This is a genomic window from Burkholderia lata (genome assembly GCF_000012945.1).
In the GTDB taxonomy this organism is placed as follows: domain Bacteria; phylum Pseudomonadota; class Gammaproteobacteria; order Burkholderiales; family Burkholderiaceae; genus Burkholderia; species Burkholderia lata.
The window spans coordinates 1058236-1081134 of record NC_007510.1 but is presented as its reverse complement, the minus strand read 5'-3'; the positions used below and the strand labels follow the sequence as shown (position 1 = coordinate 1081134).

Genomic DNA, 22899 nt, shown 5'->3' with positions numbered 1-22899 from the left:
ACCGCCAAATCTTCCGCTTATCGTTGGTCAAAATCAATCAGAACGAAGTCGCGATGCGCACTATATGAATCTCGAGCGCATATGAGACTTTGGAGGAGCACAACTGATGTCCCCGAATTCCCACGCGCCCGACGCGCTCGTCGAGCGCCATGCACGCGCCGGCCGGTCGCTCGTGGCGATCCTGCACGCGATCCAGGACGACGCGGGTTACGTGCCGCCAGGCTGCGTCGCGCCGCTCGCCCGCGCACTCAACCTGTCGCGCGCGGAAGTGCACGGCGTCCTGACTTACTACCACCACTTCCGCACCGCGCCGCCCGCGCGCGTGACGATCCAGATGTGTCGCGCCGAAGCGTGCCGCAGCATGGGCTGCGAAGCGCTGGCCGCGCATGCGGAAGCCCGCACGGGCTGCCGGTTCGACGCGGCGCACGGCGATGCCGCCGATGCGCATGCGCCCGGTGACGTCGCACTCGAATCGGTCTACTGCCTCGGGCTGTGCGCGCAGTCGCCGTCGCTAACGGTCAACGGCGTGCTGCATGCCAGGGTCACGCCGGAGAAATTCGACGCGCTGCTTGCCGAGGCCGCCGCCCACACCCCGGAGGCCGCATGACGACCCGCATCTACGTCCCGCGCGACTCGTCCGCACTGGCGCTCGGCGCCGACGCGCTCGCCGCCGCGATTGCTGCGGAAGCCGAACGGCGCGGCGTCGCCGTCGAACTGGTCCGCAACGGTTCGCGCGGGCTGCTGTGGCTCGAGCCGCTCGTCGAGGTCGGCACGGCCGCCGGCCGCGTCGGCTATGCGAACCTGTCGGCCGCCGACGTGCTGGCCCTGTTCGACGCAAACTGGCTCGAAGGCGGCGCGCATCCGAGCGGTGTCGGCCTCGTCGACGCACTGCCCTATCTCGCACGCCAGCAGCGCCTCACGTTCGCGCGCATCGGCCTGACCGATCCGCTGTCGATCGACGACTACCTGCAATACGAAGGCCTCGCCGGCTTGAAGAACGTCCTCGCGCTCGACGGCGATGCCGTATGCGAAGCGCTGATCGAATCGGGGTTGCGCGGCCGCGGTGGCGCGGCGTTCCCGGCCGGCATCAAGTGGCGCACGGTCCGGCAAGCGAGCGCCACGCAGAAGTACATCGTCTGCAATGCAGACGAAGGCGATTCGGGCACGTTCTCCGACCGCCTGATCATGGAGTGCGATCCGTACTGCCTGATCGAAGGGATGATCATCGCGGGCGTCGCGACCGGCGCGACGGTCGGCTACATCTACGTGCGCAGCGAATACCCGCATGCGATCGCGACGCTCGAAGCCGCGATCGTCCGCGCACGCGAAGCCGGCTGGCTCGGCGAGCACGTGCTCGGCTCCGCACATGCGTTCGAGCTGCACGTCGCGAAAGGCGCGGGCTCGTACGTGTGCGGCGAGGAAACGGCGCTGCTCGAATCGCTCGAAGGCAAGCGCGGCGTCGTGCGTGCGAAACCGCCACTGCCCGCGCTCGCCGGCCTGTACGGCCAGCCGACCGTCATCAACAACGTGATCACGCTCGCGACGGCGCCCGTGATATTCGCGCGCGGCGCCGCGTTCTATCGCGACTACGGGATGGGCCGCTCGCGCGGCACGCTGCCGTTCCAGCTCGCGGGCAACATCCGCCACGGCGGCCTGGTCGAGCTCTCGTTCGGCGTCACGCTGCGCGAGCTGCTGTTCGATTTCGGCGGCGGCACGGCAAGCGGCCGGCCCGCACGTGCGGCGCAGGTGGGCGGCCCGCTCGGCACCTACCTGCCCGATCACCAGTGGGACGTGCCGCTCGACTACGAAGCGTATACGGCGATCGGCGCGGTGGTCGGCCACGGCGGCATCGTGCTGCACGACGACACGTCGAACCTCGCCGAGCTGGCCGAATACTCGATGAAGTTCTGCGCGATCGAGTCGTGCGGCAAGTGCACGCCGTGCCGGATCGGTTCGACACGTGGTGTCGAGACGATCGCGCGCATCCGCGACGGCGACACGTCGGAGCGGCAGGTCACGCTGCTGCGCGACCTGTGCGACACGATGCTGGCCGGTTCGCTATGCGCAATGGGCGGCATGACACCCTACCCGGTGCTGTCCGCGCTCGACCATTTCCCCGAAGATTTCGGGCTCGCTGCCGGCAAAGATGCCGCGTCGGGTCCGGTCAAGGCTGCGGCCTGACCCAGAAGGAGCCCTGCATGTCCCTCGACACGAACAACGTCCGCCAAGGCGGCTGCGGCTCGGGCCAATGCGCGTGCAAGAGCGCCGCGCAGGCGCGTGCCGGCAACCCGTTCGACGATACCGATTACGGCACGCCCCAGCGGCATGCCGATACCGATGTCACGCTCGAAATCGACGGCCAACCGGTCACGGTGCCGGCCGGCACGTCGGTGATGCGCGCGGCGATCGAAGCCGGCGTGAACGTCCCGAAGCTCTGCGCGACCGATTCGCTCGAACCGTTCGGCTCGTGCCGGCTGTGCCTCGTCGAGATCGAAGGCCGGCGCGGTTATCCGGCGTCGTGCACAACACCTGCCGAAGCGGGCATGAAGGTGCGCACGCAGTCGGACCGGCTGCAGTCGCTGCGTCGCAACGTGATGGAGCTGTACATCTCCGACCATCCGCTCGACTGCCTCACCTGCCCGGCCAACGGCGACTGCGAGCTGCAGGACATGGCGGGCGTCGTCGGGCTGCGCGAGGTGCGGTACGGCTTCGACGGCGCAAATCATCTGCGCGACAAAAAGGACGAGTCGAATCCGTACTTCACGTACGACCCGTCGAAGTGCATCGTCTGCAACCGCTGCGTGCGCGCCTGCGAGGAAACGCAGGGCACGTTCGCGCTGACGATCGCCGCACGCGGCTTCGAATCGCGCGTCGCCGCAGGCGAAAGCGAATCGTTCATGGCATCGGAATGCGTGTCGTGCGGCGCATGCGTTGCCGCATGTCCGACGGCCACGCTGCAGGAAAAATCCGTCGTGCAACTCGGGCAGGCCGAACACTCGGTCGTCACGACCTGCGCGTATTGCGGCGTGGGCTGCTCGTTCAAGGCGGAGATGAAGGGCACGCAGGTCGTGCGCATGACGCCGCACAAGAACGGCCTCGCGAACGAGGGCCACGCGTGCGTGAAGGGCCGCTTCGCGTGGGGCTATGCGACGCACAAAGACCGCATCACGAAGCCGATGATCCGCGAGAAGATCACCGACCCGTGGCGCGAAGTCAGCTGGGACGAAGCGCTCACCTACGCGGCCACGCAATTCCGCAAGCTGCAGGACAAGTACGGCCGCGATTCCATCGGCGGCATCACGTCGTCGCGCTGCACGAACGAGGAAACCTACCTCGTGCAGAAGCTGGTGCGCGCCGCGTTCGGCAACAACAACGTCGACACCTGCGCACGCGTGTGCCACTCGCCGACGGGCTATGGCCTCAAGACGACGCTCGGCGAATCGGCCGGCACGCAGACATTCGCGTCGGTCGGCCAGGCCGACGTGATCGTCGTGATGGGTGCGAACCCGACCGACGGCCACCCGGTGTTCGGCTCACGGCTGAAACGGCGCGTACGTGAAGGCGCAAAACTGATCGTGATCGACCCGCGCCGCATCGACGTCGTCGACGGCCCGCACGTGAAAGCCACCCACCACCTCCAGTTGCGCCCCGGCACCAACGTCGCGATCGTCAACGCGCTCGCGCACGTGATCGTCACCGAAGGGCTCGTCGCCGACGCATTCGTCGCCGAGCGCTGCGAGACGCGCGCATTCGAGCAATGGCGCGACTTCGTGTCGCGTGCCGACAACTCGCCCGAGGCGACCGCCGGCGTGACGGGCGTGCCGGCCGAGTCGGTACGCGAAGCCGCGCGCCTCTACGCGACGGGCGGCAATGCCGCGATCTACTACGGGCTGGGCGTGACCGAACACGCGCAGGGCTCGACGACGGTGATGGGCATCGCGAACCTCGCGATGGCGACCGGCAACATTGGCCGCGAAGGCGTCGGCGTCAATCCGCTGCGCGGCCAGAACAACGTGCAGGGCTCGTGCGACATGGGCTCGTTCCCGCACGAACTGCCCGGCTACCGCCACATCGGCGACGAGGTCGTGCGCGCGCAGTTCGAAGCTGCATGGTCGGCGAAACTGCAACCGGAACCGGGGCTGCGCATCCCGAACATGTTCGATGCGGCGCTCGACGGCAGCTTCAAGGGGCTCTACTGCCAGGGCGAGGACATCGTCCAGTCGGACCCGAATACGCAGCACGTCGCGGCCGCGCTGTCGGAAATGGAATGCATCGTCGTGCAGGACATCTTCCTGAACGAGACCGCGAAATACGCGCACGTGCTGCTGCCCGGCTCGTCGTTCCTCGAGAAGGACGGCACGTTCACGAACGCGGAACGCCGCATCTCACGCGTGCGCAAGGTGATGCCGCCGCTCGCGGGCTACGCGGACTGGGAAGTCACGCTGATGCTGTCGCGTGCGCTCGGCTACGAGATGGACTATGCGCATCCGTCGGAAATCATGGACGAGATCGCGCGACTCACGCCGACCTTCTCGGGTGTGTCGTACGCGAAGCTCGACACGCTCGGCAGCATTCAGTGGCCGTGCAACGAGCACGCGCCGGAAGGCACGCCGACGATGCATATCGACGCATTCGTGCGCGGCAAGGGCAAGTTCGTGATCACGCAGTTCATCGCGTCGCCGGAGAAGGTCACGCAACGCTATCCGCTGATCCTGACGACGGGTCGCATCCTGTCTCAGTACAACGTCGGCGCGCAGACCCGCCGCACCGAGAACGTGCAGTGGCACGAAGAGGATCGCCTCGAGATTCATCCGCACGACGCGCAGGATCGCGGTATCCGCAGCGGCGACTGGGTGGGCATCGAATCGCGTGCGGGGCAGACGGTGTTGCGCGCGCTCGTGACCGAACGCATGCAGCCGGGCGTCGTCTATACGACGTTCCACTTCCCCGAATCGGGCGCGAACGTGATCACGACGGACAGCTCGGACTGGGCGACGAATTGCCCCGAGTACAAGGTGACGGCCGTGCAGGTGCTGCCCGTCGCGCAGCCGTCCGACTGGCAGCAAGCGTATGCGCGCTTCAACGCGGAGCAGCTCGACCTGCTCGAGCGCCGCGCCGCCGCGACCGCCACCGTGACGACAGGCAAGTGAGGAAGCGATGGACAACGGACACCTGATCGACATGGCCAACCAGATCGGCGCATTCTTCGAATCGATGCCCGATCGCGACGAAGCGCTGACCGGCATCGCCGACCACATCCGGCGCTTCTGGGAGCCGCGGATGCGCCGTGCGTTTCTCGCGGCACTCGACGATCCGTCGGGCGAAGCCGCGCAACGCGCGGCGCCGATCGTGCGCGACGCGATCGCCGTGCACCGCGCGTCGCTCGTCCCTGCCGCGGCGAGCGCCTGACCGCACCGCTACGCTGACTGCGACATGCCCGCGAACCAGCTTTCGCAGTGGCGCAGCAGCGCGTTCGCATCGGTCGCCGTGCGCCCGCGCGCGGCGACGTAACCATCCGGCCGTAGCAGGTAAAACGACGGTCGCGAGCGGCCGTATTCCTGCGCAAGCCCGCCATCGCCGCCTTCGGCATCGGTGACGCGCCACGCGCGCACCGCATCCGGCATGATCCGTTCGAGCCCCTGCACGAGCGCCTGCGCATCGGCCGGCATCGGCGGCACCGCGCCGTCGGCATTCACCGGCTCCTCCAGCAGCAGCAACGTAAAACTCGCCGGATCGTGCAGGTCGTATAGCCGCGCCGTTCCGGGCGCCTGACCGAGCGGCCCGTCGAGCACCCGCACGAGCGCGTCCGGCGCCCGCTCGCCTGCGCGCGGCCCGCCGTCGAGCACACGCTCCAGCGTGAGCGGACTCTTCCGGTACTGCACGCCGAGCTCGCTGACCGTGCGCCGCACCGCGTCCCGCATCGGCCCGAACGACGCCAGCACCGGCACGACGTGATCGCGCAGCAGCTTCATCGCACCACGCTCGGCTTCGACGATCTGCGTGACGAAACCGGTCTGCCGCAACCCGTCGCGCTCGATCGGATGACGCTCCGCGTGATACGTGTCGAGCAGCCGCTCGGGCGTGCCCGCGCCAAGCACGCGCGCGAGCTTCCAGCCGAGATTGAACGCCTCCTGGATGCCGGTGTTCATGCCCTGCGCGCCGGCCGGGCTGTGGACGTGCGCGGCGTCGCCGGCGAAGAACACGCGGCCGTGACGCAGCCGGTCGATCATCCGGGTGTGCAGGTGGAAATAGGACGACCACGCGAGATCGCTCGGCGAGATCGACGCGCCGGCACGGGTACGCACGATCGCGTCGCATTCCGCGAGCGACGGGGTTGGCGCATCGGGCGACGCATCGCTGCCGGGCGGCCGGTCGGCCACGAGCCGGTAACGGCCGCCGCCCATCGGAAACAGGCCCGCAATACCTTCGGATGTCGTGAACAGGTGGATCTCTTCGTCCGGCCAGTCGGGTATCGCCGCGAAATCGGCCAGCAGGAAGGTCTGTTCGAACGCATGCCCGGTGAAGCCCAGGCCGAGCAGATGCCTGACCGTGCTGTGCGCGCCGTCGGCAGCGATCAGGTACGACGGCGCGAACGATTCGTCGCGGCCGTCGGCGCGGCGGACCGACACGTCGAGCGACGCGCCGCCCGCATCGCACGCGGTCAGCGTCGCGCCGCGCTCGACCGTCACGCCGAGCCGGGCCAGGTGCTCGGCAAGCAGGCGCTCGGTGACGGTCTGGTCGAGAAACAGCAGATACGGATAGCGCGTTTGCAGCGGATCGAAATCGAGCCGCGCGATCACGCGGCCGTCGGCATGCAGCGCGGCCGCATGCGCACGATGACCGAGCGCGAGAAACGGTTCGACCGCGCGATGCTGCTCCAGCAGTTCGAGCGTGCGCGCCTGGATGCCGATCGCGCGCGAATGCGGCGCAGGCGTAGCGAGCCGATCGATGATGCGCACCGGCACGCGGGCCCGCGCGAGGCTCATCGCCGCGGCAAGGCCGGTCGGCCCCGCGCCGACGATCAGCACGGGCGGGATATCGGACAGTGTGTCAGCCATGAGAACCTCGATGACACGCGACCCTGCAAGTCTACGCCGCTCAGCGTGACGGGGCCATATGCCGATCGGCCGATCCGCGGCACCGCCGCGCGGTGTGGGAAAATACGCGCTTTCCGTCAGTTTTCGCGTTATGGATTCCGCATTCGACCGGGCGTATGCCGCACACCGCGCGGGCCGCCTCGCCGAGGCCGAGCACGGCTATCGCAACGCGCTCGCCTCCAATCCCGCCGACGCCGACGCGCTGCATCTGTTCGGCGTGCTGCGGCACCAGCAGGGCCAGCACGCCGAGGCAGCCGATCTCGTCGGCCGCGCCGTCGCGCTGCGGCCGGGCGATGCCGCGCTGCAGCTCAACCTCGGCAACGCGCTGAAGGCGCTCGGTCGGCTCGACGAAGCGGTCGACCGGTTCCGCAACGCGCTGACGCTCGCGCCCGAATTTCCGCTCGCGCACTACAACCTCGGCAACGCGTATGCGGCGCTGCAGCGCCACGACGATGCGATCGATGCGTTCAGCCGTGCGCTCCGGCTCACGCCCGACGATGCATCGATCCATAACAATCTCGGCAACGCGCTGAACGCGCTCGGCCGCCACGACGACGCGCTCGCCGCGTTCCATCGTGCGCTCGAGCTGCGGCCCGGGCATGCGGGGGCGCACAACAATCTTGCGATGGCGCTGAACGCAATGGGCCACGCGGACGACGCGATCGCGCACTTCCAGGCCGCGATCGCCGCGCAGCCACGCTTCGTCGCCGCCCATTTCAATCTCGGCAACACGTTCGATGCGGTCGGCCGGCATGCCGAGGCGGCGGCTGCGTTCGAAGCCGCGCTCGCGCTCCATCCGCCGTTTCCGCTCGCGCTGTTCGGGCTCGCGAACGCACTGAGCGCGCAGGCACGCCACCGCGACGCGCTACCCTACTACGAGCGCGCCGTCGGTCTCGATCCGTCGTTCAGCCTGGCCTGGCTGAACCTCGGCAACGCACATCACGCACTCGGTGCGCACGAGATGGCGCTGCGCGCATTCGACCAGGCGCTGCGCGTCGCACCCGATCTCACGCTGGCGCGGCTGCACCGCGCGGTCACGCTGCTGACGCTCGGCGATTTCACGCGCGGCCTGCCCGCCTACGAAGCGCGCCACGACACGCCGGGCGCGACGCCGCTCGGCACGCTGCCGCGCTGGCAAGGCGAGCCGATTGCATCGCGCACGCTGCTGATCCGCGCGGAACAGGGCTTCGGCGACACACTGCAGTTCGTCCGCTTCGTGCCGCTCGCCCGCGCCCGCTGCGCGCGCGTCGTGCTCGAAGTCCAGCCGGAACTCGTTGCGCTGCTGGCGCCCGCCGCGTCGCGCTGGCGCGTGACGCTCGTCGCGCTGGGCGCCGCGAAACCGCCTGCCGCGGATGTCGCATGCACGCTGATGAGCCTGCCGTTCCTGCTCGGGCTTCAGACGGAAGAGGACATCGTCGCGAGCTCGCGCTACCTCGATACGCCCGACGGCGCCGGCAGGCGCTTTCGCGGCTCGCTCGGCGGGCAGTCGAAGCGCAAGTTCGGCCTCGCATGGTCGGGGCGCCGGCAGGCGCAGGAAAACCGCTCGATGCCGTTCGACGCGCTCGCGCCGCTGCTCGCGCTGCCGGATATCGACTGGATCGTGCTGCAACCCGCACTCGACGACGACGAACGCGCGCACGTCGACGCGCATCCGCGCGTGCACCGGCTCGACGGCCGCCTGAACGACTTTGCCGACACGGCCGCGCTGATCGAGCGGCTCGACGGCGTCGTCACGATCGATACGGCAGTCGCGCACCTTGCCGGCGCGCTCGGCAAGCCGCTGTGGGTCATGCTGCCGTTCGCGCCCGACTGGCGCTGGTTTACCGGCGACGACTGCCCGTGGTATCCGCAGGCCAGGCTCGCCCGCCAGCCCGCGCCGGGCGAATGGCTCGATGTGGCGGTCGAAGTCGCCGGCATGCTGCGCGAAGCCTGAACGCAGACAAAAAAGGGAGCGCGGCGCGCTCCCTTTTTCAGTGCAACGCGTGCGGCCGGCGCCGCGCGCCAACCGGATGCCGGTCAGGCCGCCTTGTACTGGTTGCGCGCCTCGGGCGTGCGATACAGCACGAGTGTCGCGATCAGTCCGCAAATCGCGGCAACGCTCAGCCACAGCCCCGGCGCCGCCTTGTTCCCGGTCTGATGAATCAGCAGCGTCGAGATCGCGGGCGTGAAGCCGCCGATCGTCGTCGCCAGGCTGTATGCGAGCGAGAACCCGGCCGTGCGCACGTCGGCCGGCATCACTTCGGTCAACGCGACGACCATCGCCCCGTTGTACGACGCGTACAGGAACGACAGCCACAGCTCGACCGCGAGCAACCGCAGGAACGACGGATCGCCGACGAGCCACAGCACGGCCGGGTAAGCCGTCAACAGCGTCAGCACGGTGAACGCGATCAGCACCGGGCGGCGGCCGATGCGGTCGGACAACGCACCGGACAGCGGCAGCCACACGAGATTCGAGATCCCCACGCAGACGGTTACGACGAGCGCGTCGAGCGACGACAGGTGCAGCACTTCCTTGCCGAACGTCGGCGTATAGGCGGTGATCATGTAGAACGACACCGTCGTCATGATTACCATCCCCATGCCCGCCACCACGATGCCCCAGTTGTCGAGCATCGAGCGCATGATCTCGCCCATCGTCGGACGATGACGCTTCGCGAGGAATTCGTCGGTCTCCTTCAGCGAACGGCGGATCAGGAACAGGAACGGCACGATCAGGCAGCCGATCAGGAACGGAATGCGCCAGCCCCACGCGGTCATCTCCTCGGCCGGCAGTACGCGGTTCAGCAGCACGCCGACGAGCGCGGCGAACACGACGGCCACCTGCTGGCTGCCCGACTGCCACGACGTATAGAACCCCTTGTGCCCCTTCGTCGCGATCTCCGACAGGTAGACCGACACGCCGCCGAGTTCGACGCCGGCCGAGAAGCCCTGCAGCAGCCGGCCGAGCAGCACGAGCACCGGCGCGAGCACGCCGATCGTCGCATAGCCCGGTATCGCGGCCACCGCGAGCGTGCCGATCGCCATCAGCCCGAGCGTCAGGATCAGCCCCTTGCGGCGGCCGTGATGGTCAATGTACGCGCCGAGCACGATCGCGCCGACCGGCCGCATCAGGAAGCCCGCGCCGAACACCGACAGCGACAGCATCAGCGACGCGAATGCGTTGCCGCTCGGAAAGTAGGTTTTCGCGATGGCCGACGCGTAATAGCCGTAGACCATGAAGTCGTACATTTCCAGGAAGTTGCCGCTGACGACCCGGAATACGGTGCGGACTTTGGATTCCTGCGCGATGGCGTGTGACGCTGTGGACATGTTTTTCTCGCTCAGCTCGGATGGCGCGAATCCGCGCCGCATGGATCCGACGACGCACGCGGCGCGCCGCCGGCGCGCACGGGCATCGCTGCCCGCCGGCGGCGCACCGCGCAACGACACGCGCACCGGCATGGTTCGCGCATCATGCCACGCCAACCCGACATTTGCCTTGTGTCGCCCCTGCCGTTGCCGTCGCAGCGTTCTCCTCGTACGAGTCGCCCCGAAACGGAAGCAAAAATCAGATTGATCTGATCGACCGGCCTTCGCCGGCTGACCACAATGTCTCGATTTGCAACGACAGTTCCGCGCCGCACCGGCACGGTTGCCCGTGTCGCATGGCGCACCGCCCTCATGATCCCATCGTCCCTTGTCCCCGTGGCAGGCGTGCTCGCCCGCCCTCGCGTCGCTCCGCTCGATCACGTACCGTCGTTCGGCCGCGACTGGACCTTTCGCGGCGCACCCGGTGCGCGGCCCGGCAAGCACTGCCTCGCGACACTGGCGACGTCCTGCATCGACGTGGGCCGGCCGCACCGCGCATGCCACTGGAAGCCGCTGCCCATGGCAGCGCCGGCACCGACTCTTGCCGGGTCGGTGGTTGCACGGCCTGCCGCTGCCGCCCCGTGTTCCCGCCGTTTCGCCGGCGGCTTTCGCGACCGGCGTGCGAAGTATGCAATCTGCTGGAGTATCGGCGCGCTCGGCATCATCGGCTGGCTGATTGCCGCGCATGAACCCATTGCGGGGTTCGGGCCTGCATACGCGATTCACGCGGCCGGTGGCGTACCGGATCACGCTACGTCGTCGTCCGGTACCGTGCGGGTCGCTGCGGTTCAGCCACATACGTCGACGAGCGCGCCACCGCAGCGCAAGATGGCCGCGCCTGTCGCGACAACGGCCGAGTCACCGCCGGCCACGCACCACGTCAAGCGTCGTCCCGCGTCGCTTCGTCCGAAGGCAACATCCAGCGTGCCGCCGACAGCCACGGCAGCGTCGCCTCGTTCGAGTGGCAAGCGCATGGCGGCTGCGCCGGCCCGAACACCCGCCGTGTCGCGGCTGGCCACGCGCCCGCCGCCCCGGAGCAGCACGGTCGACGCCCGCACACGCGATCGGCTTGCCGCATCGCCGCGTGCCACCGGCGATACGCGCGACTCGCTCGAAGATCCGCTCACGCTGATCGCGATGGCGAACGCGCTGCGCACGACCCAGCCTGCCCGCGCAACGCACGCGCCCGCCACCGGCCTGGACTGGACGGCGCAACTGTCCCATCGCCGCCTGACCGATACGCCGGACGCATTCGCGCGCTGACGGCCCGGCCATAAAAAAACCCGGCGAAGCTCGCTTCGCCGGGTTTTGCTCGTCTCCGCGTCCGTCTGACGAATCGTTACTTGTGCGCGGGCAGCCCTGTCTCGGTCTGCTTCTCGAGCTGTCGCACCTGCTCCTGCAGATCGCGCAGCTGCAACTGCGCGGCCCGCTTCTCGACCTGCAGCGCTTGCGCCTGCTCCTGCGCCGAACGCTGCCGCTGCGCGACTTCAGCCTGCTGGCTGCGCGCAACGCTCAGGTCGGCCTGCAACTGCTGCGCACGATTCGCCTGCAGCGCGATCACCCGCTCGAGAAACGCCTTCTGCGCCTCCAGCTCGGTACGGCGGATCTCGATGTCGGCAAGTTGTACGGTCTGCTGAACGAAGTTCGCGTACACCATCTCCGCGCGATTCTTTTCCTGCGACCGGATCACGCGCCACAGGTGCTTGTCCTGGAACAGCGCGACGTAGTACGTCATCTCGCGCGGATCGAGCATCAGGCTCGCACCGTAGCTGCCGTTGTACGTCGTACGCATCTCGACGATGCGGCCATCGTGCAGCATCTGCGTCAGCTCGGCGACGTTGCCTTGCGCGGCCGCATCCGTCGCAGCCGCATTGGATGCCGCCGCGTCGCCGCGCAGGCTCGTGACCGCCGGACGCGTGCCGGCGGCGGGCGCGGTCGCGTCGGCGGACCAGGCCGCGCCCGCTTGCGCGCAGGCAGCCAGCGCAACGATCCACGTCGCGCATCGTGCAGGGGAAAAATTTCGGAAAGCCAACGTCAGACTCCGGCGAACGAATCGGGACTCGCGATTATCGTTCAAAACGAAACGGCCGCATCTCGAATTTATCGGGACGCGGCCGGCCTGCGTATGACGTGAAGCATGCAGCTCGCTACAGGCGAGTTTCGCGCGCCGCGCGCAGGAATGCATCGAGCAGCGGCGTACAGTCGAGCAGCTCCGAGCCGCCGGCACGATGGAACTCGGGGTGCCACTGCACGCCGACGACGAACGGCGAACGCCGATGGCGAATGCCTTCGATGATCCCGTCGCCCGCCGACACGGCCTCGATGTTCAGATCGCGGCCGAGATCGCGGATCGCCTGATGGTGAATCGAGTTGACGATCGCTTCGCTGCGCCCGGGGAACATGCTCGCGAGCGTCGACGAATCCGGGAAGCGGATCGCGTGACGATGCTGGTCGTAATGCTCGCTCACGTGCGCATTCGCGGTCGGCACATCGGTGGCGATGTCCTGGTACAGCGAGCCGCCGAACGCGACGTTGATCAGCTGGCAGCCGCGGCACACGCCGAGGACGGGTTTGCCGGATTCGACGAACTCATGCAGCAGCTCGAGCTCGTACATGTCGCGCACGCGATCGCCCGGCCATTCGGGGCGGGCGTCGGACGCAGCATAGGTTTGCGGCGATACGTCGGCGCCACCCTGCAGCAACAGGCCGTCGAGATGCTTCGCGTAGTCGCGCAGGCGGATGTTGCTCGGGTGAATCATGCCCTGGTGACCGACGGTCGGGATCATGAACACGAGCACGTCGCGCGACATCACCCAGTGCGCGATCGATTCCTCGAGATACTGCAGCGTCTTGCCCCGCAGCCCCTTCGCACCCGGTTCCGGATGGAAGATCCGCGCCGACACGCCGATGCGCAGCGTGCGCTGCGTGATGCGCTGGCCGGCACGGTCAAACAGCCGGCGCGCGCGCGGCCACGATCCGGCCGAACACCGACCACGGCGTGTCGCTCTGCTTCAGGTAAGCCGGCGGCGCATTCTGCGCGCTCGCGGGCGGCGGGCGCGGCGAGTCGAAATCGGGCTGCGCACCGAATCCGGGTGGTGGCGTTCCAGCCTTCGGCGGCGCGGCGGCAGCAACGCCATCGATGGCGGCGCCTGTCGCACCGGGCGCACCCGGCTCGGACGCAGCCGTCACCGGTGACGCGCCGTCAGCAGCGACGTTCTGCGCAGCGGCCTGGGCTGCCGGCGCATCGGGCGCTTTCGCCGGATCGGTACGGGGGGAATCGGAAGAAACGGAGGAGGTGCCGGGCAGACCGGCCGGGGAAGGCGTGTTTTCGCTCATGACGATGGTCTGGTACGTCGCTCACGCGTATGGATAAACGAGGATTCATTATGCTTCAGCGCACGATCGAGCGGCAAACCTGCAACATCCTGTCGAAATTGTTGCAAGTTGGCGGCAAACCGCGTCGGGGAGCGTCCCCGCCCGCGTACGGGCAACGCCGACGCATCACCGCCGGTACTGGACACCAGTGATATATCACAATAATATCCAAGCATCGTCCACGCTCCCGATCGCCTGCGCCATGATCGCGCCCCGTCCGGCCGCCGCGCCGCAACCCGCATGAATGCCCCGACCGATGTCACCCTCGAGCGCCCAGCCGCACCGGCAGGCAGCCTCGCCGACCGCGCGTACACGCTGATCCAGCGCGACATCATCACGATGCGCCTGAAGCCCGGCGCCGCCCTCAACGAAGCCGACCTCGTCGCCCGCACCAGCATCGGCCGCACACCAGTGCACCAGGCCGTGCATCGGCTCGTGCTCGAAGGGCTGCTGTCCGTGATGCCGCGCAAGGGATTGATGGTGCAGCCGCTGTCGCTCGACGACATCGTCGCGGTGATCGACGTGAGGCGCATCAACGAAGCGCATTGCGCGGAACTCGCCGCGCGCCATGCGACCCCCGACGATCTCGCGCGCCTGGCCGCGCTGCTCGACGCCGGGCAGGCGTGCGTCGACACGCACAACGTCGAAGGCATGATGGAACTCGACCGCGCGTTCCATCAGGCGATCGCCACGGCCGCGCGCAATGCGGTGCTTGCCGACATCCTGCGCGCGCTGCACGAGCGCTCGCTGCGCTTCTGGTTCGTCACGCTGTCCGAACCCCACCATCTCGCCGACGTCCAGCACGAGCATCGCGAACTGTTCGATCGGCTATCCGCGCGTGACGCCGCCGGCGCGCGCGCGGCCGTCGAAAGCCATATCGATTCGTTCCGCTCCACGCTTCTTCAACATCTTCGCCCCTGAGCCGCCCATGACCACTTTCACGCCCTTCCCCCCGCTCGCCCAGCTCGCCGCCGACCTCGCCGCCGGCCGGACCACGAGCCGCGCACTCGTCGATACCGCGCTCGACCGGATCGCCGATCCGTCGGGCCAGGGTGCGGTCGTCTTCACCGAAGTCGATGCCGACAACGCGCGCGCGGCCGCCGACGCGCATGACCGGCTGCGCGCCGCCAGCACCGTGCTGTCGCCGCTCGCGGGCATTCCCGTGTCGGTCAAGGACCTGTTCGACGTCGCGGGCCAGGTGACGCGCGCGGGTTCGCGCGTGCTCGACGGCGCGCCGGCCGCCCGCACCGATGCGGTCGCCGTCGCGCGGCTCAAGCGCGCGGGCGCGGTGCTGGTCGGCCGCACCAACATGAGCGAGTTCGCGTTCTCGGGGCTCGGGCTGAATCCGCACTTCGGCCATCCGCGCTCGCCATACCACCGCGACGTGCCGGGCGACGCGCGGATCTCCGGCGGCTCGTCGTCCGGCGCCGCCGCGTCCGTCGCCGACGGGATGGCCGCCGTCGCGCTCGGCACCGACACCGGCGGCTCGATCCGCATTCCGGCCGCGCTGTGCGGGCTGACGGGCTTCAAGCCGACCGCCAGCCGGATCCCGACACAAGGCGGCGTGCCGCTGTCGACGACGCTCGACTCGTTCGGCCCGATCGGCCTGACGGTCGCGTGCTGCGCGCTCGTCGACCGAATGCTCGCGGGCCTCGAACCGCACGTGCCGGCCGCCCGGCCGCTCGAAGGCGTGCGGCTCGGCGTGCTGACGAACTATGTGACGGACGGTGTCGATGCCGACGTCGCGGCCGCGCTCGACGCCGCGCTCAAGCATCTCGAAGCGGCCGGCGCGATCGTCACCGAAGTGCGTTTCCCGGCGCTCGACCGGCTGCCGGACGTCAACCGCTTCGGCTTTTCGCCGATCGAGGCCTACGCGTGGCATCGCCCGCTGCTCGCCAAGCACCGCGACCAGTACGACCCGCGCGTGCTCACGCGGATCCTGAAGGGCGAACCCGCGACCGCGGCCGACTATCTTGACCTGCTCGCCGCACGCGCGGCGATGCTCGACGAAGCCGCCCACACGGTCTGGGCGCGCTTCGATGCACTCGTCGCGCCGACGGTGCCGGTCGTGCCGCCGCGCATCGCCGAACTCGAAACGGACGACGCCGCGTTCACACGCACCAACGCGCTGATCCTGCGCAACCCGAGCGCGTTCAACTTCCTCGACGCGTGCGCGCTGTCGCTGCCCTGCCATCCGCGCGACGCGGCGCCGGTCGGCCTGATGCTCGCGGCCGCACCGCATCGCGACGACGCGCTGCTCGCGATCGGCCAGGCGGTCGAGGCCGTGCTGAACACGATCCGCTGAGCGCAGCCGAACGACCGCCGGCGGACAGGACGCGCGGTGCGGCAGGTTGCCGCACGCGCGCTGTCAGTTTCGTGCCAGACCGTTCGCGCTAAAATCGCGCGATTGTTTTCCGGACCGACCCACGAGGAACCCCGCCGACATGAACGACTACACGCTCGCCATCCGCCGCGAACGCCGCCTGCTGATGCTGCTCGGATGGGTGTGCATCGCCCTGCTGGCCGGTGCGCTGTACCTGCAGTACGTGAAGAACGAAGATCCGTGCCCGCTGTGCATCATCCAGCGCTACTTCTTCTGCGCGATCGGGATCTTCGCGTTCCTGGCCGCCGGGATCCGCAACTGGCGCGGCGTCTGGGTGCTCGAGCTGCTGATCGCGATCGCCGCGGCCGGCGGCGTCGGTACGGCCGCACGGCACCTGACGATCCAGATGAATCCGGGCTTCAGCTGCGGCTTCGACACGCTGCAGCCGATCGTCGACAGCCTGCCGCCCGCGCAGTGGTTCCCCGGCATGTTCAAGGTCGCCGGGCTGTGTGAAACCGTCTACCCGCCGATCTTCGGCATCCTGCTGCCCGGCTGGTCGCTGATCGGCTTCGCCGTGATCCTGATCGCGGTCGTCGCGAGCCTCTGGCGCCATCGCCGCAAGCTCGTGGGCTGACCGGACGGTCTCGACCGGCCTGCGCGCGGCCCGCTCGCCCGGGCCGCCCCGCAGCGGCCGGCGACCGCCCGGCCCCGGTGCGCTCGCCGGCCCAACCCGGCGGGCCGCATCCGGCCCGTCAAGCGTAAACACCTACTCCGCCGCCGCCCGGATCTCCGGGCGAACGCGCATCGCGCGACTTCCGCGCCCAGCCCCGCCACGCCTGCGTTTCGGCCCGATGATCACGCATCGGCACCCTGATCCCGCGCGGCGGGCCTATGATCGACATGATCGCCTCCTGATAGCCCGGATCACCGCCCCGCGATGTTCCCGTCGCCCTGCGGTGCTATCTTCGTGACTGGATGGCGATCTACGTGCGCGAGGCCAGGCGGTCTCACCACCCCTGCGTAACGCGCGCCCGATCCGCAATGTCGACTGGATTCATCATGACAACGCAAACCATCCGCATCCGTCACCCTCATGGCGTCCGCGCATCCGGCGGTGCCGTCCGCGCGCGCCGTTCGCGCGCTGCCGCCGCACCGCATCGGCCGTGCGGCCGGCCCGCTCCGCTCCCGTCCGTCATCGTTGCCGTCACGCTCGCCAGCCCGCGCCGCGTGCCGTGCCACGTCGTCCCGAACGGAGCGTGCTGATGGAAGCCTGGCTCGGCGATCTGCAGCAACTGCTCGCGCATGGCGAAGCGGCCGTGCTCGTGACGGTCGCGCACACCGATGGCTCCGCACCGCGCGAAGCCGGCACCAAGATGCTCGTCACGCGCGACATGGCCCGCCATACGATCGGCGGCGGTCATCTGGAATGGAAGGCGATCGAGATCGCGCGGCATCTGCTGAAGGATGGCGCGCACGTGCCGCACGCGCGCCGGCTCGAACGGCTCGCGCTCGGCCCGAGCCTCGGCCAGTGCTGCGGCGGCGCCGTGGTGCTCGCGTTCGAGCGGCTCGACGTCGGCGATCTCGGCTGGATCATGTCGCTCGCGAAGCGTGTCGCGGCCGGCGCCGCGACCGTGCGTAGCGTATCATTCGGCCCCTCGCCGGGCGCGCCGCTGTTGAGCGAGCCCGAATCGGAAGCCGCGCGTGCCGACTGCCTGCTGTGGGAAACCGGCGGCGTGTCGCTGATGACCGAAACGATCGCGCCGTTTGCGTTCCCCGTCGTGCTGTTCGGCGCCGGGCACATCGGCACCGCGCTCGTGAAGGTGCTGGCGACGCTGCCGTGCCACGTGCGCTGGATCGACGGGCCCGATGCGGTGTTCCCGCCGGCCGACGCGCTCGCCGGCATCGGCAACCTCGCGATCGAAGCGGCCGCTGCCCCGGCCGACGCGGTCGACGCCGCACCGCCGCAGTCCTACTTCGTCGTGATGACGCACGACCACGCACTCGATTTCGTGCTGGCCGAGCGCATCCTGCGACGCGGCGACTATGCGTACTTCGGGATGACCGGCTCGCACGCGAAACGCGTGCAGTTCGATCATCGCCTCGCAGCGATCGGCTTCGACCCGGCCCAGGTCGCGCGGATGCGCTGCCCGATCGGTGTCGAAGGCATCATCGACAAGGCACCTGAAGTGATCGCGATCTCGGTGGCGGCGCAATTGCTGCAGGCCGTCGAGGCAAACGCGAATGCGTCCGCACAGGCTTCCCCTACCTACTGACCGACCAAGAACGACGCCATGACCCCGACATTCAAGGACAAGATTGCCCGCGCGCCGAAAGCGGAGCTGCACATCCATATCGAAGGCTCGCTCGAGCCCGAACTGATTTTTGCGCTCGCACAGCGCAACGGCGTGAAGCTCGCGTACGACTCGATCGACGCGCTGCGCGCCGCGTACGCATTCACCGACCTGCAATCGTTCCTCGACATCTATTACGCCGGTGCGAGCGTGCTGCTGACCGAGCAGGATTTCTACGACATGACGGCCGCGTACTGCGAACGCGCACTCGCCGACAACGTCGTCCACACCGAGCTGTTCTTCGATCCGCAGACGCACACCGAACGTGGCGTGCCGATCGACACGGTCGTCGCGGGCATCGAGCGTGCACTCGCCGATGCCGAACAACGCGGGCTGTCGAGCAAGCTGATCCTGTGCTTCCTGCGCCACCTGTCCGAAGAGGACGCGCTCGCGACGTTCGAATCCGCGCTGCCGCTGTTCGAACGCTATCGCCATCGCCTGATCGGCGTGGGCCTCGACTCGTCCGAGCTGGGCCATCCGCCGACGAAGTTCGCCCGCGTGTTCGAGAAGGCACGCGCGCTCGGGCTGAAGCTCGTCGCGCACGCGGGCGAGGAAGGCCCGCCCGCGTACATCTACGAAGCGCTCGACGTGCTGAAGGTCGACCGGATCGACCACGGCGTGCGCAGCATCGAGGACGCGGCACTCGTCGAGCGCCTCGCGAAAACGCGCACGGCGCTCACCGTGTGCCCGCTGTCGAACCTGAAGCTTTGCGTGTTCGACGACATGGCGAAGCACACGCTGAAGGCGCTGCTCGATCGCGGCGTCGCGGTGACGATCAACTCCGACGATCCGGCTTATTTCGGCGGCTACGTCAACGAAAACTACTTCGCGACGGCCGAAGGGCTGCAACTCACGGATGCCGAAGTCCATGCGGTGATCCGCAACGGCTTCGAGGCGTCGTTCATCGAACCGGCGCAGCGCGACGCACTGTACGCGCGCCTCGACGCGTACTGGCAGGCCGCGTGACGGCCGGCATCGAGGAACGCTGACAGATGAAACACGGCAACGGCATCCGCTTCGCGACCACCGGCCCGGCCTTGCGCCGGGACGACCGCGCGCGTGAGCGCACGGCGACGGCGTTGTTCGTCGTCGCGCGCGCGTGCCTGCCGTCGCGATTTGCTGTTGCGCTCGCCACCGCATCGGTCGCGAGCGCAACGGCTGCGAGGCCCGCCGGCAACCACTCGCTGGCGGCTTCGGCCGCCACGTTCGCCCGCGCTATCGCATCCGGTCGTGCCGCACGCAGTGTGCCGCACCCGCTCGCCAGGCGCCGCCTTGCCCTCGTGCGGCGTCGCTCGTTTTCTTCTGTTCGCCTTACCTTGATGCAGGACCATTCGTCATGACGCAAACCGCTTTTCGTTCCCAGCTGCTGACCTTCAACGGCGACCCGGCGCAATCGAGCCAGGCCGCGAACTACGAGACCGACGGCCTCCTGATCGTCGACGACGGCAAGGTCGTCGCGGCCGGCCCGTACGCGCAGCTCGCCGCGACGCTCGCGCGCGACACGATCGTCCACGACCTGCGCGACAAGCTGATCGTGCCCGGCTTCATCGACACGCACATCCACTATCCGCAGACGGACATGATCGCGTCGCCGGCGCCGGGCCTGCTGCCGTGGCTGGACAAGTACACGTTCCCGACCGAGCGCCAGTTCGGCGATCCCGAGCATGCGCGCGAAGTCGCCGACTTCTTCGTCGACGAACTGCTCGCCTGCGGCACGACGAGCGCGCTCGTCTACTGCACGGTGCACAAGCAGTCGGCCGATGCGCTGTTCGCGTCGAGCGACGCACGCGACCTGCGGATGATCGCGGGCAAGGTGCTGATGGACCGCAACTGCCCCGAATTCCTGCGCGATACCGCGCAATCGGGTTACGACGACAGCGCCGAGCTGATCGACCGCTGGCACGGCAAGGGCCGCCAGATGTACGCGCTCACGCCGCGCTTCGCGCCGACGTCGACCGAAGCGCAGCTCGAGGCGTGCAGCGAGCTCGCGCGCCGCCATCCGGACGTGTTCGTGCAGAGCCACGTCGCGGAAAACGTCGACGAAGTGAAATGGGTGGCCGAGCTGTTCCCCGGCCATCGCAGCTATCTCGACATCTACGACCGCTACGGTCTGCTGCGCCCGCGCGCGGTGTACGGCCACTGCATCCACCTCGACGACGAGGACCGCCGCCGGATGGCCGAGACGCGCACGGTCGTCGCACACTGCCCGACCTCGAACTTCTTCCTCGGCAGCGGGCTGTTCGATTTCGACAAGGCCGGTGAATACGACGTGCCCGTCACGCTCGCGACCGACGTCGGCGGCGGCACGTCGTTCTCGATGCTGCAGACGATGAACGAGGCGCACAAGGTCGCGCGGCTGTCGGGCCACCACCTGACCGCGACGCGGATGTTCTGGCTCGCGACGGCCGGCGCCGCGCAGGCACTCGACCTTACCGATACGGTCGGCACGCTCGCGCCGCGCACCGAGGCCGACTTCGTCGTGCTCGATCCGCAGGCCACGCCGCTGCTCGCGCGCCGCACGAAGCGCGCGGATTCGCTCGAGGAGCTGCTGTTCGCATTCGCACTGCTCGGCGACGACCGCGCGGTGTACCGCACCTATGCGGCCGGCAAACTCGTTCACGAGCGCGGCGCGGCACGCCGCGCGGCCGCGTAACAGCGTTCCGGGCGCGTTTCCCGGCAGGCGCGGGCATCCGCCACCGTGCCTGCCGGGCCTCCCGTCCCGCCGGAGATTGCCGTCCGCCGATCCCACCCCGACGCCACGCGCAGCGCCCTCCAACGGCTTTCCCGCGCGCGACGCGCCGTGCTAGAATTCGCCGCTCATTGGGGAGTAGCCGCTCCGCTCGATGTCCCGCGCTCCCGGCGCGCATCGTGACGGAGGCGTCCGTCAACAGACTTGGCCGTCAGGCCATGGCGGACGCAGCCACGTTGGCCTGGCGAGACCGATGGTTCACAGCGCGCCGCATCAGGGCCCGGCGCGCGGTGGATCGTCGCTCGCACGCACAACATCGGCCCGTGGAACCCCATCCGTGTCCCAAGCCTTCCTGATCTCCACCGGCGCCGTCGCCCTCGCTGAAATCGGCGACAAGACCCAACTGCTTTCCCTCGTACTGGCCGCGCGCTATCGCAAGCCGGTGCCGATCATTCTTGGCGTGCTCGTCGCGACACTCGTGAACCACGGTTTCGCCGGCGCGCTCGGCGAATGGCTCGGCGTGCTCGTCACGCCGTCGATCATGCGCTGGGCGCTCGCATTCTCGTTCATCGCGATGGGGTTGTGGATCCTCGTGCCGGACAAGCTCGACGACGACGAAGCCAATACGAACCGTTCGCGGCTCGGCGTGTTCGGTGCGACCCTCGTCGCATTCTTTCTCGCGGAAATGGGCGACAAGACGCAAATCGCGACCGTCGCGCTGGCCGCGCGCTTCCAGGACTACATCGGTGTCGTGGCCGGCACGACGTTCGGGATGATGCTCGCGAACGTGCCCGCGATCCTGCTGGGCGACCGCTTCGCGCACCGCCTGCCGACGAAGCTCGTGCACGGCATCGCGGCCGTGCTGTTCGTCGTGCTCGGCGCGCTGGCGCTGCTGGGCATCGGGGTCTGACGGGGAGGAAAATGGCGGGCGCGGCCGGACGGCCGCGCCGAGACTGACGCTGCGTTACTTCGTGGCGGCGGGCCCCGAAGCGGGCGCCGCCGGCACCGCGCGCTCGTTGGCGGCCGGCGCCGCCGGGCCGCCGCGCTTGTCGACCGGTAGCCGGACCGAACGGACCGCACCGTTCGACAGCGGGAAATCGGCGAGCGCGCTGCGCGCGAGGAACGGCATCGCGTACAGCAGCGTGCCGTTGTCACCGGTCGTGCGCGCGGACACGTTGTACACCTCCTTGCCCGTCGCGCGTTCGGTGATGCGGATGCCGAGCGTGTAGTCGAACACCTGGTACGTCTGCGCGACGTAGCCGGCCGGCATCGGCCCCCAGGGCCCCCACGGGCCCCACGGCCCGCGCCGCCAGTACGGCCCGGGCGCAAACCACGGATCGTAATAGACCGGCTGCGGCACCGTCACGAGATCGCTGCCGACCGCATAGGTCAGCCCGACGAGGTACCGCGCCTGCGCCTGCGGCACCTGCCGGAACGCATACGTGGACAGTTCGTTCGCGACGATCGGCTCGTAGGTCGACTGCTCGATGCTGTTCTTCTGCGCATCGGTGCGCGTGAACGCATAGGTGCGTGTCGCGTCGCTGCCGCTCCAGTCGGAAAAGGCCGTGACCTGGGTCGTCACGTAGCTGGTGCAGCCGGTCAGCAGTGCCACGCACAGCACCGCCGCCCAGCCCGCACCGCGTTGAATCCATTCGCGTTTCATGTTGATCCTCTTCGATCCGTCACCCGTTCGTCGCACCGCGCGAACCGTAA

18 protein-coding genes, 1 pseudogene and 1 riboswitch are annotated in these 22899 nt (G+C 68.8%); of the genes and pseudogenes, 14 read left to right on the top strand and 5 right to left on the bottom strand.

What is annotated here, in order from left to right:
* Positions 1 to 106: 106 nt before the first annotated feature.
* Genes BCEP18194_RS10835 through BCEP18194_RS10820 form a run of 4 tightly spaced genes read left to right on the top strand, consistent with a single transcriptional unit; the run spans position 107 to position 5409 of the window.
* Positions 107 to 607, top strand: a complete 501-nt coding sequence (locus tag BCEP18194_RS10835; RefSeq protein WP_011351321.1) for an NAD(P)H-dependent oxidoreductase subunit E — start codon at positions 107 to 109, stop codon at positions 605 to 607.
* Positions 604 to 2181 (top strand): formate dehydrogenase beta subunit, encoded by a 1578-nt coding sequence (locus BCEP18194_RS10830; RefSeq protein WP_011351320.1) that lies wholly within the window; start codon positions 604 to 606, stop codon positions 2179 to 2181. The genes BCEP18194_RS10835 and BCEP18194_RS10830 overlap by 4 nt, the downstream gene beginning before the upstream one ends.
* A 17-nt stretch (positions 2182 to 2198) precedes the next feature.
* Complete coding sequence (fdhF, locus tag BCEP18194_RS10825) at positions 2199 to 5150, top strand: formate dehydrogenase subunit alpha (RefSeq protein ID WP_011351319.1); 2952 nt, start codon at positions 2199 to 2201, stop codon at positions 5148 to 5150.
* A 7-nt stretch (positions 5151 to 5157) separates the two neighbouring features.
* A complete protein-coding gene (locus BCEP18194_RS10820; protein ID WP_011351318.1) occupies positions 5158 to 5409 on the top strand; it encodes a formate dehydrogenase subunit delta in 252 nt (83 codons plus the stop codon).
* An 8-nt stretch (positions 5410 to 5417) separates the two neighbouring features.
* On the opposite strand, the gene BCEP18194_RS10815 is transcribed toward BCEP18194_RS10820, so the two are convergent.
* The gene (locus tag BCEP18194_RS10815; protein WP_011351317.1) at positions 5418 to 7058 is read right to left on the bottom strand and encodes an FAD-dependent monooxygenase; all 1641 of its coding nucleotides are present in this window, start codon (positions 7056 to 7058) and stop codon (positions 5418 to 5420) included.
* Positions 7059 to 7188: 130 nt separating this feature from the next.
* Here BCEP18194_RS10815 and BCEP18194_RS10810 point away from each other — a divergent pair, with 130 nt between their 5' ends.
* Positions 7189 to 9030, top strand: a complete 1842-nt coding sequence (locus BCEP18194_RS10810; protein ID WP_425266335.1) for a tetratricopeptide repeat protein — start codon at positions 7189 to 7191, stop codon at positions 9028 to 9030.
* Between the two features lie 83 nt (positions 9031 to 9113).
* Here the strand turns inward: BCEP18194_RS10810 and BCEP18194_RS10805 are convergent, their stop codons facing one another.
* Positions 9114 to 10409 (bottom strand): MFS transporter, encoded by a 1296-nt coding sequence (locus BCEP18194_RS10805; RefSeq protein WP_011351315.1) that lies wholly within the window; start codon positions 10407 to 10409, stop codon positions 9114 to 9116.
* A 384-nt stretch (positions 10410 to 10793) separates the two neighbouring features.
* On the opposite strand from BCEP18194_RS10805, the gene BCEP18194_RS10800 reads away from it, so the two are divergent.
* The gene (locus tag BCEP18194_RS10800) at positions 10794 to 11711 is read left to right on the top strand and encodes a hypothetical protein (protein WP_341864824.1); all 918 of its coding nucleotides are present in this window, start codon (positions 10794 to 10796) and stop codon (positions 11709 to 11711) included.
* Positions 11712 to 11787: 76 nt separating this feature from the next.
* On the opposite strand, the gene BCEP18194_RS10795 is transcribed toward BCEP18194_RS10800, so the two are convergent.
* Together BCEP18194_RS10795 and BCEP18194_RS10790 are read right to left on the bottom strand one after the other, a co-directional pair.
* Positions 11788 to 12480, bottom strand: a complete 693-nt coding sequence (locus BCEP18194_RS10795) for a DUF2968 domain-containing protein (protein ID WP_041492774.1) — start codon at positions 12478 to 12480, stop codon at positions 11788 to 11790.
* 115 nt (positions 12481 to 12595) lie between these two features.
* Positions 12596 to 13784 (bottom strand): annotated as a pseudogene (locus BCEP18194_RS10790) (gamma-glutamyl-gamma-aminobutyrate hydrolase family protein).
* A gap of 279 nt (positions 13785 to 14063) precedes the next feature.
* Here BCEP18194_RS10790 and BCEP18194_RS10785 point away from each other — a divergent pair.
* The 8 genes from BCEP18194_RS10785 to BCEP18194_RS10750 all read left to right on the top strand — a co-directional run bounded on the left by BCEP18194_RS10785 (position 14064) and on the right by BCEP18194_RS10750 (position 22096).
* Complete coding sequence (locus BCEP18194_RS10785; protein ID WP_011351310.1) at positions 14064 to 14744, top strand: GntR family transcriptional regulator; 681 nt, start codon at positions 14064 to 14066, stop codon at positions 14742 to 14744.
* A 7-nt stretch (positions 14745 to 14751) separates the two neighbouring features.
* On the top strand, positions 14752 to 16128 hold the full coding sequence (locus BCEP18194_RS10780; protein ID WP_011351309.1) for an amidase: 1377 nt from the start codon (positions 14752 to 14754) through the stop codon (positions 16126 to 16128).
* A 139-nt stretch (positions 16129 to 16267) separates the two neighbouring features.
* Entirely contained in the window at positions 16268 to 16780 is a 513-nt protein-coding gene (locus BCEP18194_RS10775) for a disulfide bond formation protein B (protein ID WP_011351308.1), read from the top strand.
* Positions 16781 to 17408: 628 nt separating this feature from the next.
* A complete protein-coding gene (gene xdhC, locus BCEP18194_RS10770) occupies positions 17409 to 18419 on the top strand; it encodes a xanthine dehydrogenase accessory protein XdhC (RefSeq protein ID WP_011351307.1) in 1011 nt (336 codons plus the stop codon).
* An 18-nt stretch (positions 18420 to 18437) separates the two neighbouring features.
* Complete coding sequence (locus BCEP18194_RS10765; protein ID WP_011351306.1) at positions 18438 to 19463, top strand: adenosine deaminase; 1026 nt, start codon at positions 18438 to 18440, stop codon at positions 19461 to 19463.
* Between the two features lie 26 nt (positions 19464 to 19489).
* Complete coding sequence (locus BCEP18194_RS10760; protein WP_011351305.1) at positions 19490 to 19837, top strand: hypothetical protein; 348 nt, start codon at positions 19490 to 19492, stop codon at positions 19835 to 19837.
* Entirely contained in the window at positions 19834 to 21150 is a 1317-nt protein-coding gene (guaD, locus tag BCEP18194_RS10755) for a guanine deaminase (protein WP_011351304.1), read from the top strand. Before BCEP18194_RS10760 ends, guaD begins: the two co-directional genes overlap by 4 nt.
* 157 nt (positions 21151 to 21307) lie before the next feature.
* Positions 21308 to 21429: riboswitch (yybP-ykoY riboswitch) on the top strand.
* Between the two features lie 94 nt (positions 21430 to 21523).
* Positions 21524 to 22096 (top strand): TMEM165/GDT1 family protein, encoded by a 573-nt coding sequence (locus BCEP18194_RS10750; protein WP_041492773.1) that lies wholly within the window; start codon positions 21524 to 21526, stop codon positions 22094 to 22096.
* Positions 22097 to 22150: 54 nt separating this feature from the next.
* On the opposite strand, the gene BCEP18194_RS10745 is transcribed toward BCEP18194_RS10750, so the two are convergent.
* Positions 22151 to 22849, bottom strand: coding sequence for a DUF4136 domain-containing protein (locus BCEP18194_RS10745; protein WP_011351302.1), 699 nt, complete (start codon positions 22847 to 22849; stop codon positions 22151 to 22153).
* Positions 22850 to 22899: the final 50 nt, after the last annotated feature.